Origin of the sequence: Pelosinus fermentans DSM 17108 (assembly GCF_000271485.2) — a bacterium.
In the GTDB taxonomy this organism is placed as follows: domain Bacteria; phylum Bacillota; class Negativicutes; order DSM-13327; family DSM-13327; genus Pelosinus; species Pelosinus fermentans.
This window is the reverse complement of record NZ_AKVN02000001.1, coordinates 4,154,273-4,168,288: the sequence shown is the minus strand read 5'-3', so window position 1 is coordinate 4,168,288 and position 14,016 is coordinate 4,154,273. Positions and strand designations below refer to the sequence as shown.

The following is a 14,016-nucleotide window of genomic DNA, read 5'->3' as shown; positions in this document are numbered from 1 at the left end:
AACCCTTTGTTAGATGTAAACAATTTTGATTCTATGAGGATTGGATTGGCTTCTCCGGAGCAAATCCGCAAATGGTCATTTGGTGAAGTAAAAAAACCGGAGACAATCAATTATCGTACTCTAAAGCCTGAACGTGATGGTCTATTTTGTGAAAAAATATTTGGACCAACTCGTGACTGGGAGTGTCATTGCGGTAAATACAAACGAATTCGTTATAAAGGGATTGTTTGTGATCGTTGTGGCGTGGAAGTAACCCGCTCGAAGGTACGTCGAGATCGAATGGGGCATATACAATTAGCCGCACCTGTATCTCATATTTGGTATTTCAAAGGTATTCCAAGCCGTATGGGGCTGATATTAGATATATCGCCTCGTTCCTTGGAAAAAGTATTGTACTTTGCTTCCTATATCGTACTGGATCCTGGTGAAACACCGCTGATGAAACGTCAATTGCTGACGGAGAATGAGTATCGGGATTATCGTGATAAATATGGCAGTTCCTTTAAAGTCGGCATGGGTGCAGAAGCTGTTAAAAAACTTTTGGAAGAGCTTGATTTAGAAAAAATATCTAAAGAACTAAAACAAGAACTTAAGGAAGTCAGCGGTCAGCGCAAAATTAGGGCGATTCGCCGCTTAGAAGTAACAGAAGCTTTCCGTAAATCAGGTAATCGTCCTGACTGGATGATTATGGATGTTGTACCAGTGATTCCGCCTGAACTCAGACCAATGGTACAACTTGATGGTGGTCGTTTTGCTACTTCTGATTTAAATGATTTGTATCGCAGAGTCATTAACCGTAATAATCGTTTGAAGCGTTTATTAGATCTTGGTGCTCCCGATATTATTGTGCGTAATGAAAAACGTATGCTGCAAGAAGCTGTAGATGCTCTGATTGACAATGGCCGTCGTGGACGTCCGGTAACTGGTCCTGGTAACCGCCCTCTTAAATCATTAAGTGATATGCTCAAAGGTAAACAAGGTCGTTTCCGTCAGAATCTCTTAGGTAAGCGTGTCGATTACTCTGGTCGTTCAGTTATCGTTGTTGGACCTGAACTGAAACTGCATCAATGCGGTTTACCAAAAGAAATGGCATTAGAATTGTTTAAACCTTTTGTTATGAAAAAACTAGTGAATGCTGGTCATGCCCATAACATTAAGAGTGCTAAACGTATGGTTGAGCGAGTCCGCCCGGAAGTTTGGGATGTATTGGAAGAAGTTATTAAAGAGCATCCAGTGCTTTTAAATCGTGCTCCTACCTTACATAGATTAGGTATTCAGGCTTTTGAACCAGTGCTGTCTGAAGGTCGCGCTATTAAAATTCATCCATTGGTGTGTACTGCTTATAACGCAGATTTTGATGGTGACCAAATGGCTGTTCATGTGCCGTTATCAGCGGAAGCTCAATCAGAAGCACGTATGTTAATGCTGTCTGCGCATAACATATTGTCCACCAAGGATGGTAAACCTGTAGTAACTCCTACACAAGATATGGTTCTGGGGGCCTACTACTTAACCATGGAAAGACCAGGAGTTATTGGTGAAGGTAAACTGATGTGCGATATTAACGAAGCTCTATTAGCTTATCATCACAAAGAATTGTCATTGCATGCAGTAATTAAAGTACGCCTTGGCGGTTATGGCCTAGTCACGACAACATTAGGTCGTATGATTTTCAATGAAATTTTACCTGAAGAAATTCGTTATTTTCATCAGAAAAATGGTGAGTGGCATTTAGGTATTATGATGGATAAAAAAGAGCTTGGTAAATTAGTTGCTGAAACCTATCGTCAATTTGGTAATTCGAAAACAGCGTTGGTAATTGACAGCGTTAAAAAGCTAGGTTATTCCTTTGCTTGTCGTGCAGGTATGACTGTAGCCATTGCTGATATCAATATACCGCCTGAAAAGAAGGAAATCTTAGCGACTACTGAGGGTCGAGTTGATACTGTTGACAAACAATATCGCCGTGGTTTGATTACGGAAGATGAACGATATAAGAAAACCATTGAATTATGGACAAAAGCAACAGATGATGTTACTTTGGCCATGATGAATAATCTGGATCGCTTTAACCCGATTTATATGATGGCTAACTCTGGTGCTCGTGGTAACATCCAACAGATTCGTCAGTTGGCAGGTATGCGTGGGCTCATGGCTGATCCATCAGGCCGGATTATTGACCGTCCGATTAAAGCAAACTTCCGTGAAGGTTTGACGGTTCTTGAGTATTTTATTTCTACTCACGGTGCTCGTAAAGGTTTGGCCGATACTGCACTTAGAACTGCCGATTCTGGATATTTGACACGTCGTTTGGTTGACGTCTCCCAAGACGTTATTGTTCGCGAAGAAGACTGCGATGTCGTGGGGATTAATTTGATTCGTGAAAGAGCCCGATTGGCAAAATCCAGTGCCGGTGCTATTGAAGTATTGCGGGATACTCTATTAGGCAGAGTTCTTGCAGAAGATGTTTTGGATCCCAAGACAGCAGATATACTCATTTCTCGTACTACTGTGCTGGACGATGAAAACTTACGTGTTATTGGTGAACATGGCGTGCCAGAAATTATCTTACGCGGTTTATCAACAACAACGGAAGAAGATATTAATGCTGCAGCTTCCAATGAAGCTATTGTTTTAGGTGCACCAGAAGAAAAAATGCGCGAATTGCTTAAAAATGCAATGATTCGCGAAATGTTAGGAAAAAACACTACCAACGCTATTACAGATAGCCATGGTCAGGAAATTGTGGCTGCAGAAACACCGCTTACGGAAGAAGCTATTGAGGCTGTATTGGTGAGTGATGTCCGGGAAGTTAAAGTGCGTAACAATAATATTAAAGGCATTGAAGTGGAAGCGATTACCGAAGGTACAGGTGTTATTGAAACCCTGAAAGATCGTATCGTTGGACGTTTTATAGCGGAAGATATTGTTGACCCTAAAACTGGTGAGCTCATTATTAAAACAAATGATACTATCGATGAAGCATTAGGTGACCGTATTGTTGCCGTACGTGAGAAAGTATCAATTCGTTCTGTACTTACTTGTAAATCACAATATGGTGTATGTATTAAATGTTATGGCCGTAATCTAGCAACAGGTCATGCTGTAGATGTAGGGGAAGCTGTAGGTATCATTGCAGCTCAATCCATCGGAGAACCTGGGACACAGCTTACTATGCGTACTTTCCATACAGGCGGTGTTGCCGGCGATGATATTACACAAGGTCTGCCAAGGGTTGAAGAGCTGTTTGAAGCTCGTAAACCAAAACGTCAAGCCATTATTACAGAAATCGATGGTGTAGCTACTGTTGATACAAAAGAAGTAAAAGGTATGCGTAAGATTACAGTCGTACCTGCCGCAGGTGAGGAACGTGTATATCCTATTCCTTATGGTGCACGTATTATTGTTCGTGATGGACAGCAAATTATTGCAGGTGACCGTCTAACAGAAGGTTCCGTAAATCCACATGATATTTTACGTGTATGCGGTATTCAAGCTACGCAACGATATTTAGTATATGAAGTGCAAAAAGTATACAAATCTCAGGGTGTTGAAATTAATGATAAACACATCGAAGTAATTGTAAGGCAGATGCTCCATAAAGTGAAAACGGAGGAATCTGGTGATACTGAGCTTTTACCGGGTGAATATATTGATACCAATACCTTCGAAGAAGAAAATGCCAAGGCAATTGAAGCAGGCGGTGAGCCATCTGTGGCACGTCCTATCCTGCTTGGTATTACAAAAGCATCATTGGCGACAGACTCCTTCTTATCAGCAGCATCCTTCCAGGAAACAACTCGTGTACTTACCGAGGCTGCGATCAAAGGTAAAATTGATCCGTTGCTTGGTCTTAAAGAAAATGTTATTATCGGTAAGCTCATACCAGCAGGTACTGGCATGAGTCGTTATCGAAACATTAAGCTGACTTATACAAAAAGTGTAAAAGTAGAGTAATGTAATGAAAAGAGGAACTTGGTACTTAATCAAGTTCCTCTTTTTTATGGAGAAAATATATATTTTAGAGTGTAAAAACACTGAAACGCGAAGATACGAAGAAATGCAAAGAACACGAAGGGATATGTTTATTTTCTAATTCTTCGCATCTTCGTGTTTAAAAGTATTATTTTAGTCTATGAAATTTCTTTGACAAAAGTTTGGAAAGTGATATAATTACCTTCGGCTAGCAATAAAATTAATATTTTTCTTTAAAAAATTACAGAATACGGAAAAAATGATACGCCTGGCAGCGTGGTCATAAAAAAAGCCTGCAAATATAGAGAAAATATGAATTTATTGAGATATGTTTGTTGACATTGCCTTTGGGTAATGATAATATATTAGAGGGCCAGTGAGAAATGACTGGTTTGCTAAGTAAGGGAGTGAACAGTATGTCGCTCGAGAAGCTGAAGATTGCTAAAAAAATAGTCGGTGTTAAACAAGTCACCAAAGCGGTTGAAAAAGAGCTGGTGCAAGTTGTATATATTGCACAAGATGCTGAACAACGATTTGTAGAAACTCTGCGAACATTGTGTGAACACAAAAATGTGGCAGTAGAAGTGACACTTACTATGGCTGAATTAGGAAGTGCCTGTGGCATTGAAGTTGGTGCGGCAGCAGTAGCGGTTTTGAAATAAACGCAACCATGTTAAATGTTTTGCCTTAAACTCATAAATTTGAGGTGAAATTTTTATATAATCATTCTAAGATAATTTGGAAGGGGGTGTATTGAATGCCAACAATTAATCAATTAGTACGTAAAGGTAGAGAGTCGCTTATAGAAAAATCTACTGCGCCTGCTTTGAAGGAATCTCCGCAAAAGCGTGGTGTATGTACAAGAGTATATACAACTACTCCTAAAAAACCAAACTCTGCACTTCGTAAAGTAGCGAGGGTACGTTTAACAAATGGTATTGAAGTTACTGCCTATATCCCTGGTATCGGTCATAACTTGCAAGAACATAGTGTTGTGCTTATCAGAGGTGGTAGAATCAAGGATTTACCGGGCGTACGTTATCACATTGTTCGTGGTGCATTAGACACTGCTGGCGTGCAAAAACGTAGCCAAGGAAGATCGAAATATGGTACCAAACGTGCGAAAAAGTAAAAATTAATTAGATAACCCTGGAAAAGGAGGGGACAATATGCCAAGAAAAGGACCTGTTACAAAACGCGATGTATTGCAAGATCCAGTATACAATTCTAAAATTGTTACTCGATTTGTAAATAAAGTAATGCTAGATGGTAAGAAAAGTGTTGCTGAAAATATTGTATATGATGCATTTGATATTATCCGGGCTAAAACCGGCAAAGATCCTTTAGAGGTTTTTGAAACAGCAATGAAGAATGTTATGCCAGTTTTGGAAGTGCGTGCTCGCCGTGTTGGTGGCGCAAACTACCAAGTACCGATCGAAGTGCGTGCGGATCGTCGTTTGTCACTTGGGATTCGCTGGTTGGTGAATTACTCAAGACTGCGCGGTGAAAAAACCATGCGTGAAAGATTAGCGGCTGAATTAATTGATGCATCCAATAATACTGGTGCAACAATTAAGAAAAAAGAAGATACACATAAAATGGCTGAAGCCAATAAAGCTTTTGCGCATTATCGTTGGTAAGATTTTAAGGTTTCTTAAACAGTAAGGAGTGATGATAGTGGCCAGAAAATTCTCGCTTAATAATACTAGAAATATCGGTATTATGGCACATATTGACGCTGGCAAAACCACTACGACTGAACGTATACTGTTTTATACTGGCAAAGTACACAAAATTGGGGAAGTGCATGAAGGCGCTGCGACAATGGACTGGATGGTACAAGAACAAGAGCGGGGTATTACAATTACTTCTGCAGCTACAACTTGTGAATGGTCTGGACATCGTATTAATATCATTGACACACCAGGACACGTGGACTTTACCGTAGAGGTAGAACGCTCGCTCAGAGTGTTAGACGGAGCTGTAGCTGTATTTTGCGCTAAAGGTGGCGTAGAACCGCAATCAGAAACTGTTTGGCGTCAAGCTGATAAATATGGTGTGCCTCGTATGGCATACGTAAATAAAATGGATATTCTTGGTGCTGATTTTTACCGGGTTGTCGATATGATGAAAACTCGTTTAGGTGCAAATGCTGTGCCGGTTCAACTGCCTATCGGTTTGGAACATGGTTTCAAAGGATATGTAGACTTGGTGCAAATGAAAGCTGTTGTTTACACTGATGACCTTGGTAAATTCAGTGAAGCTGCTGAGATTCCAGAAGATATGCAAGATCATGTTGCTGAGTACCGTCAGGGTCTTTTAGATGCTGTGGCAGAAAGCGACGATGAACTCATGATGAAATATCTTGAGGGTGAAGAATTTACATTAGAAGAAATCAATACTGGTATTCGTAAAGCAACGATTGCTTGCAAAATGACTCCTGTATTATGTGGTTCTTCTTACAAAAATAAAGGCGTGCAGCCATTATTGGATGCGGTTATCGCATACATGCCGGCGCCTACTGATGTCCCTGCTATTAAAGGAATCAACCCTGATACAGAAGCAGAAGATGAACGCGCAGCAGATGACAGTTTGCCATTTTCAGCTTTAGCTTTCAAGATTATGGCTGATCCTTATGTAGGTAAACTGGCATTTTTCCGGGTATACTCCGGGGAGCTTTCTTCCGGGTCTTATGTATATAATTCCACTAAAGGTAAGAAAGAACGTATCGGACGTATCCTGCAAATGCATGCAAATCATCGTGAAGAAATTGAAAGAGTATACACAGGCGATATTGCTGCTGCAGTTGGATTGAAAGATACAACTACTGGGGATACTCTGTGTGACGATAAAAACCAAATTATTCTTGAATCCATGGTTTTCCCTGAGCCAGTTATTTCTGTAGCAGTGGAACCTAAAACCAAGGCTGACCAAGAAAAAATGGGTATTGCACTACAACGGTTAGCAGAAGAAGATCCAACATTCCGCGTGAATACAGACCAGGAAACCGGTCAAACCATTATTGCTGGTGTTGGTGAATTGCATTTAGAAATTATCGTTGACCGGATGCTTAGAGAATTTAAAGTGGATTGCAGCGTAGGTAAACCTCAGGTTGCTTATCGTGAAACCATCCGCAAAAAAGTGAAATCTGAAGGAAAATTTGTTCGTCAGTCTGGTGGTCGTGGTCAATACGGTCATTGCTGGCTGGAAATTGAACCTTTGGAGCCAGGTCAAGGCTTTATTTTCGAAAGTAAAGTTGTTGGTGGTTCCATTCCAAGAGAATACATCGCTCCAATTGGTGCTGGTTGTAAAGAAGCTATGGATAATGGTGTTTTAGCTGGCTACCCTATGGTAGACATTAAAGTAACCGTTCTTGAAGGTTCTTACCATGATGTTGACTCCTCGGAAATGGCGTTTAAAATTGCTGGTTCAATGGGCTTTAAAGCTGGTTGTGCGAAAGCAGGCGCTGTAATTTTAGAACCATATATGAAAGTGGAAGTTATTGTTCCAGAAGAATATATGGGTGATGTAATTGGCGATTTGAACTCACGTCGTGGACGCATTGAAGGTATGGATGCCGCTAACGGCTCTCAATCCATTAAAGCGTTTGTACCACTGGCTGAAATGTTCGGTTATGTAACTGATCTACGTTCAAAAACCCAAGGACGCGGTAACTACTCAATGAGCTTTGCTCACTATGATGAAGTACCAAAAAGTATTGCTGAAGCGATTATCGCCAAAGTAAAAGGCGTATAATCCTGGAGAAATAAGGAGGCAAAAATACAATGGCAAAGAAAAAGTTTGAAAGAAATAAACCACATATTAACATTGGTACAATTGGTCACGTGGATCATGGTAAGACATCTTTAACAGCTGCAATTACCATGACTCTTTCGAAACATGGTGGCGGAGAATTCATGGCATATGACATGATCGATAAAGCTCCAGAAGAAAGAGAACGCGGTATTACGATTAATACAGCTCACGTAGAGTATGAAACTGAAAAACGTCACTATGCTCACGTTGACTGCCCGGGCCATGCTGATTATGTAAAAAACATGATCACTGGTGCTGCTCAAATGGATGGAGCGATTCTAGTAGTAAGTGCTGCTGATGGCCCTATGCCGCAAACTCGTGAACATATTCTATTGTCCCGTCAAGTAGGCGTACCTTCCATGGTAGTGTTCTTGAACAAAGCAGACTTGGTTGATGATGATGAATTAATCGAATTGGTTGAAATGGAAGTTCGTGAACTTCTGTCCAGCTATGAATTCCCTGGTGATGATATTCCTGTAGTTTGTGGTTCCGCTGTACAGGCGCTTAACTGCGGTTGTGCAAGTCGCGAATGCAAATGGTGCGGAAAAATATTTGATCTGATGGATAAAGTAGATGAGTACATTCCAACTCCAGTACGTGCAACAGACAAACCTTTCTTGATGCCTGTTGAAGACGTGTTCACGATTACTGGTCGTGGTACAGTTGCGACTGGTCGTGTGGAACGTGGTGAAATCAAAGTTGGTGACAACATTGAAATCGTTGGTATGACTGAAAAACCTAGAACTGTAGTAGTAACTGGCGTAGAAATGTTCCGTAAATTGTTGGATTCTGCAGTAGCAGGAGATAACATTGGTGCACTTCTTCGTGGTGTTGAACGTAAAGATATCGAGCGCGGTCAAGTATTGGCTAAGCCTGGTTCTATCATCCAACATACGAAGTACAAAGCAGAAGTATATGTACTGTCTAAAGAAGAAGGCGGTCGTCATACTCCGTTCTTTACCAACTATCGTCCACAATTCTACTTCCGTACAACAGACGTTACTGGTGTAGTAAGTCTGCCAGAAGGTGTAGAAATGGTTATGCCTGGTGACAACATTCAAATGTCAATTGAGCTTATCACTCCAATTGCACTTGAAGAAGGGCTTCGTTTCGCGATTCGCGAAGGTGGCCGTACTGTTGGCGCTGGCGTAGTTACTGCGATTGAAGCGTAAGAAAATGATTGGGGCGGCTGACAGTAGTCGCCCCAATCAAAATGGTTTAGAGTTTTTTACAAACATGCGATGACGTGAAAGGTTGCCTGCAAGGTGCGGGGGGAATTTTCACGGAGAATGTCCGTTCTAGAAACTGGGCGATAAGGAGGAAATACAATGGCTAAACAACAAAAAATCAGAATTCGTCTTAAAGCATATGATCATAAAGCACTGGATCAAAGTGCGGTTAAAATAGTGGACACTGCAAAAAGAACAGGTGCAATGGTTTCCGGGCCAATTCCACTTCCTACGGAGAAAAATATTTTCACTGTCCTGCGTTCACCACATGTCAATAAAGATTCCCGGGAACAATTTGAAATGCGTACCCACAAACGTCTGATTGACATTCTTGAGCCGACTTCCAAGACCGTTGATGCGTTAATGCGTCTGGATCTTCCGGCTGGTGTCGACATTGAAATCAAGCTGTAGGAGGAGGTGTAATAATGGCTAAAGGAATTTTAGGTAAAAAACTTGGTATGACACAAATTTTTACGCAAGATGGTAAATTGGTTCCTGTTACTGTAATTGAAGCAGGTAATAGTGTTGTACTGCAAAATAAAACAGTTGAAAATGATGGCTACAATGCGGTGCAATTGGGTTTTGGCACTGTTAAAGATAAAAAAGTTACTAGCCCAATGAAAGGTCATTTTGCCAAAGCGGGTGTAAAACCTGTTAAACTGATCAAAGAAATTCGATTAACTGAAGCATCTGAATATACAATTGGTCAAGAAATTGGCGTGGATATATTCACTGAAGGTGAAATCGTTGATGTTACTGGTACTGCAAAAGGTAAAGGTTTTGCTGGTGTTATCAAACGCTGGAACTTTAGACGTGGACCAATGGCCCATGGTTCTAAATCCCATCGTGAGCCAGGTTCCATGGGACCTCGGATGAGCGGCGGCGGCGGTAAAGTATTCAAAGGCAAAAAATTACCTGGCCGTATGGGTAATCAAAAAGTTACTGTGCAGCGCCTGACGGTTGTAAGAGTCGATGCTGAACGGAATTTAATTTTAATAAAAGGCGGTATTCCTGGTCCTAAAGGAAGCTTTATGATGATTAAGAATACAGTAAAGCCTAAGAAATAATCTCGTTGGTTCTAGGTTTGGTGTTAGTGTAACTTACTTCAAATCTTGAACCTCGACCACGAAAGGAGGATGTGCTATATGCCGAAAGTAGCAGTATATGATATCACTGGAGCAAAAACCGGTGAGTTAGAATTAAATGATAGCGTTTTTGGTGTGGAAGTAAATGAAGCGGTACTGCATCAAGCTGTAGTAATGCAGCTTGCTAGTCAACGCTTAGGAACAGCTTCAACTAAAACAAGAGGTCTAGTACGTGGTGGCGGTAGAAAGCCTTGGAAACAAAAGGGCACAGGTCGTGCGCGCGCTGGTAGTACCCGTTCCCCAATTTGGGTAGGTGGTGGTACTACATTTGGTCCGCAACCACGTTCTTATGCATTCAGAATGCCACGGAAACAACGTCGTTTAGCAATTAAATCTGCTTTGACTGCAAAACTTCAAGATGGAGAATTGGTAGTAGTAGATAGCATTGCATTTGATGCACCAAAAACTAAAAATGTAATCAATATGTTGAGTGGTTTTGATGCAGCAAACAAAAAGAGTTTAATTATTACTGGTGAAGTTATAGAAAATGTCGAAAAGTCAGCTCGTAACATTCCTGGCGTTAAGGCAATTCCAGCTTCCAGCAGTTTAAATGTATACGATCTTTTGTATCATGACAAAGTGTTTGTGACAAAAGAAGCAATCACCCGTATTGAGGAGGTGCTGGCCTAATGCAAAATTTGCGCGATGTACTGATTCGTCCGCTTGTTACGGAGAAAACTGCTGCTATGATGGAAGAAAATAAGTATACATTTGTTGTACCTTTGAAAGTTAACAAAGTAGAAATTCGTCAAGCTGTAGAGCAAATTTTCAAAGTAAAAGTACTAGCTGTGCACACCATCCGCGTTATGGGTAAAACTAAACGTATGGGTAAAACAGAAGGTAAGCGTCCGGATTACAAAAAAGCAATTGTAAAACTGGCTCCTGGTCAGAATATAGAATTCTTTGAAGGCGTATAGCCTGAAATTTATTGAAAAGGAGGGGCAATAATGGCAGTAAAAAGCTTTAAACCTTATACACCAAGTCGAAGATTTATGACTGGGTCTAATTTTGAAGAAATTACTACGAATAAACCAGAACGTTCACTAGTTGAAACTCTTCAACAACGTGCTGGCCGTAACAACCAAGGTCGCATGACTGTTAGACATCAAGGCGGTGGTCATAAACGTCAGTATAGAATCATTGACTTCAAACGTAATAAAGACGGAATCATAGCAAAAGTAGCTACAATTGAGTATGATCCTAATCGTTCAGCTCGTATTGCACTATTACACTATGCAGACGGAGAAAAACGTTATATTTTAGCTCCTAATGGCCTAAAAGTTGATGATAAAATTATGAGTGGTCCTGAGGCAGATATTAAAGTAGGTAATGCGTTGCCAATTAAAAATATCCCTGTAGGTACCCAACTTCATAACATTGAACTTAAAATCGGCAAAGGCGGACAAATGGTTCGTTCTGCTGGTGCATCTGCACAACTTATGGCAAAAGAAGGCGAGCATGCGCTTTTAAGATTGCCTTCTGGCGAACAACGTAAAGTGCACATTAATTGTAAAGCTACCATTGGCCAAGTGGGTAACTTGGAACATGAAAACATTACAATTGGTAAAGCTGGCCGTTCTCGTTGGCTTGGTATTCGTCCTGCTAACCGTGGTGTTGCGATGAATCCTATTGATCATCCACATGGTGGTGGTGAAGGTCATTCACCTGTAGGTCGTAAACATCCTGTTACACCTTGGGGCAAACATGCTTATGGTGTTAAGACTCGTCGTAATAAAACATCTAACAAGATGATTGTAAAAAGACGTACGAAGTAGTTAAAGCCTAAGGGCTAACTGGATAGAGAAGGGAGGCTAATCAAGTGTCCAGATCAATTAAAAAGGGACCTTATGTTCATCCTAGCGTGATGAAAAAAATTGACGCAATGAACGCAGCTGGCGACAAAAAAGTAATTAAGACTTGGTCGCGTAGTTCTACCATTCTTCCTAATTTCGTTGGACATACTGTTGCGGTACATGATGGACGTAAACACGTACCTGTCTACATTACTGAAGATATGGTAGGTCACAAACTAGGTGAGTTTGCACCTACTCGGACATATAAAGGTCATTCTGGTTCAGAAAGATCTACATCATTACGGTAATTTCGTGATAGTTACTGGAAGGGGGTTAGTGTATGGAAGCTAAAGCAATTGCTAGACACATTCGCATTGCGCCACGTAAAATTCGTGTTGTTATCGACTTGATTCGTGGTAAAAACGTTGGTGAAGCATATGCAATTTTGAAAAATACGCCGAAAGTTGGATCCGAAGTGCTGTTAAAAGTACTCCAATCGGCCATTGCAAACGCAGAGCACAATAACGATTTAAATTCAGATAAACTCTATGTTTCCGCAGCTTATGTTGACCAAGGACCTACCTTGAAACGTATTCATCCGCGGTCACGTGGGCAAGCTTTTAAAATTTTAAAACGCAGCAGTCATGTGACAGTTGTCGTAAATGAAAGATAACGAGTGAAGGAGGGAAAACAAAGTGGGTCAGAAAATTCATCCTCATGGTTTACGCCTTGGAATTATTAAGACTTGGGATGCTAAGTGGTATGCTGGTAAAGACTTTGCAGCGAATTTACACGAAGATTTAAAAATTCGTAAATTTATTAAAACAAAGGCTTTCACTGCGGGTGTATCCAAAGTTGTGATTGAAAGAGCAGCTAACCGTGTTAAAGTTGTAATTCATACAGCAAAACCTGGTATGATCATTGGTCGTGGTGGCGCTGGTATTGAAGAAATGAAAAAGAATTTAAAAACGCTTACTGGTAAGCAAGTTGATATAAACATTGCTGAAATTAGACAGCCTGACGTTGATGCTCAATTGGTTGCGGAAAATATTGCGGCTCAATTAGAAAGACGTATCGCTTTCCGTCGTGCTATGAAGCAATCCATCCAACGCACTATGCGTATGGGCGCAAAAGGTATTAAAGTAATGTGTGGCGGTCGTTTAGGCGGCGCTGAGATTGCTCGAAGTGAAGCTGCCCGTGAAGGTAGTATTCCTCTTCACACTCTTAGAGCTGATATTGACTATGGTACAGCTGAAGCACATACTACTTACGGCTTAATTGGCGTAAAAGTATGGATCTATAAAGGTGAAATTTTGCCAGAAGCTAAAAAAGCCGCTGCCGCTGTTGAAGGGAGCGAAAAATAATGCTACTGCCAAAAAGAGTGAAACATCGTAAACAATTCCGTGGTCGTATGAAAGGTAAAGCAACTAGAGGCAATACCGTAAGTCATGGCGAGTTCGGATTGGCAGCGTTAGAACCAGCATGGATTACTAACCGTCAAATCGAAGCAGCTCGTATTGCGATGACTCGTTACATTAAACGTGGTGGTAAAGTCTGGATTAAAATATTCCCAGATAAACCAATTACTGCAAAACCTGCTGAAACTCGTATGGGTAGCGGTAAAGGTTCAACCGAATACTGGGTAGCAGTAGTAAAACCAGGTCGTGTAATGTTTGAAATGGATGGCGTTAGTGAAGAAGTGGCTAAAGAAGCTATGCGCTTGGCTGCTCATAAACTTCCTATCAAAACAAAGTTTGTGAAACGGGAAGCTGTTGCTGAACCGCAAGAAGAAGTGGGTGGTGAAGTACATGAAGGTTAAAGACTTCCGTGAAATGAACGCAACTGAACTTAACCAAAAAATAGCTGTACTCAAAGAAGAATTATTTAACCTCAGATTCCAACTTGCTACTGGTCAATTGGAAAATCCTATGCGGATTAAAGAAGTTAAAAAGAGTATTGCCAGAGTTAAGACCATTCAACGTGAGCAAGAAATTAAGCAAGCGTAGCGTTCTGATAAACGTTCTTAAAGTAATAGTGCCGTTAAGTGTAAGTTAGAAC

General features: G+C 40.8%; 16 protein-coding genes. All 16 read left to right on the top strand.

Going from position 1 to position 14,016, the window contains the following annotated elements; genetic code table 11:
• Positions 1-6: 6 nt before the first annotated feature.
• The 16 genes from rpoC to rpmC all read left to right on the top strand — a co-directional run bounded on the left by rpoC (position 7) and on the right by rpmC (position 13,964).
• Entirely contained in the window at positions 7-3,957 is a 3,951-nt protein-coding gene (gene rpoC, locus FR7_RS19220) for a DNA-directed RNA polymerase subunit beta' (protein ID WP_007937798.1), read from the top strand.
• Between the two features lie 401 nt (positions 3,958-4,358).
• Positions 4,359-4,637: a L7Ae/L30e/S12e/Gadd45 family ribosomal protein gene (locus FR7_RS19215; RefSeq protein ID WP_007937797.1), complete on the top strand. Its 279-nt coding sequence runs from the start codon at positions 4,359-4,361 to the stop codon at positions 4,635-4,637.
• 95 nt (positions 4,638-4,732) lie between these two features.
• A complete protein-coding gene (rpsL, locus tag FR7_RS19210; RefSeq protein ID WP_007937796.1) occupies positions 4,733-5,107 on the top strand; it encodes a 30S ribosomal protein S12 in 375 nt (124 codons plus the stop codon).
• Between the two features lie 37 nt (positions 5,108-5,144).
• A complete protein-coding gene (gene rpsG / locus FR7_RS19205; RefSeq protein WP_007937795.1) occupies positions 5,145-5,615 on the top strand; it encodes a 30S ribosomal protein S7 in 471 nt (156 codons plus the stop codon).
• A 37-nt stretch (positions 5,616-5,652) separates the two neighbouring features.
• Entirely contained in the window at positions 5,653-7,731 is a 2,079-nt protein-coding gene (gene fusA / locus FR7_RS19200) for an elongation factor G (RefSeq protein WP_007937792.1), read from the top strand.
• Positions 7,732-7,760: 29 nt separating this feature from the next.
• A complete protein-coding gene (gene tuf, locus FR7_RS19195; protein WP_064448915.1) occupies positions 7,761-8,963 on the top strand; it encodes an elongation factor Tu in 1,203 nt (400 codons plus the stop codon).
• A 156-nt stretch (positions 8,964-9,119) separates the two neighbouring features.
• Entirely contained in the window at positions 9,120-9,431 is a 312-nt protein-coding gene (rpsJ, locus tag FR7_RS19190) for a 30S ribosomal protein S10 (RefSeq protein WP_007937730.1), read from the top strand.
• 14 nt (positions 9,432-9,445) lie between these two features.
• On the top strand, positions 9,446-10,087 hold the full coding sequence (rplC, locus tag FR7_RS19185; protein WP_007937729.1) for a 50S ribosomal protein L3: 642 nt from the start codon (positions 9,446-9,448) through the stop codon (positions 10,085-10,087).
• 78 nt (positions 10,088-10,165) lie between these two features.
• Entirely contained in the window at positions 10,166-10,795 is a 630-nt protein-coding gene (rplD, locus tag FR7_RS19180; RefSeq protein ID WP_007937728.1) for a 50S ribosomal protein L4, read from the top strand.
• Positions 10,795-11,082 (top strand): 50S ribosomal protein L23, encoded by a 288-nt coding sequence (gene rplW / locus FR7_RS19175; protein ID WP_007937727.1) that lies wholly within the window; start codon positions 10,795-10,797, stop codon positions 11,080-11,082. The genes rplD and rplW overlap by 1 nt, the downstream gene beginning before the upstream one ends.
• A 30-nt stretch (positions 11,083-11,112) precedes the next feature.
• A complete protein-coding gene (rplB, locus tag FR7_RS19170) occupies positions 11,113-11,940 on the top strand; it encodes a 50S ribosomal protein L2 (RefSeq protein ID WP_007937726.1) in 828 nt (275 codons plus the stop codon).
• 44 nt (positions 11,941-11,984) lie between these two features.
• On the top strand, positions 11,985-12,266 hold the full coding sequence (gene rpsS / locus FR7_RS19165) for a 30S ribosomal protein S19 (RefSeq protein WP_007937725.1): 282 nt from the start codon (positions 11,985-11,987) through the stop codon (positions 12,264-12,266).
• 32 nt (positions 12,267-12,298) lie between these two features.
• The gene (gene rplV / locus FR7_RS19160; protein WP_007937723.1) at positions 12,299-12,631 is read left to right on the top strand and encodes a 50S ribosomal protein L22; all 333 of its coding nucleotides are present in this window, start codon (positions 12,299-12,301) and stop codon (positions 12,629-12,631) included.
• A gap of 22 nt (positions 12,632-12,653) precedes the next feature.
• Entirely contained in the window at positions 12,654-13,322 is a 669-nt protein-coding gene (gene rpsC / locus FR7_RS19155) for a 30S ribosomal protein S3 (protein WP_007937721.1), read from the top strand.
• Positions 13,322-13,777: a 50S ribosomal protein L16 gene (gene rplP / locus FR7_RS19150; protein WP_007937719.1), complete on the top strand. Its 456-nt coding sequence runs from the start codon at positions 13,322-13,324 to the stop codon at positions 13,775-13,777. The genes rpsC and rplP overlap by 1 nt, the downstream gene beginning before the upstream one ends.
• On the top strand, positions 13,767-13,964 hold the full coding sequence (rpmC, locus tag FR7_RS19145; RefSeq protein WP_007937717.1) for a 50S ribosomal protein L29: 198 nt from the start codon (positions 13,767-13,769) through the stop codon (positions 13,962-13,964). Before rplP ends, rpmC begins: the two co-directional genes overlap by 11 nt.
• Positions 13,965-14,016 lie beyond the last annotated feature (52 nt).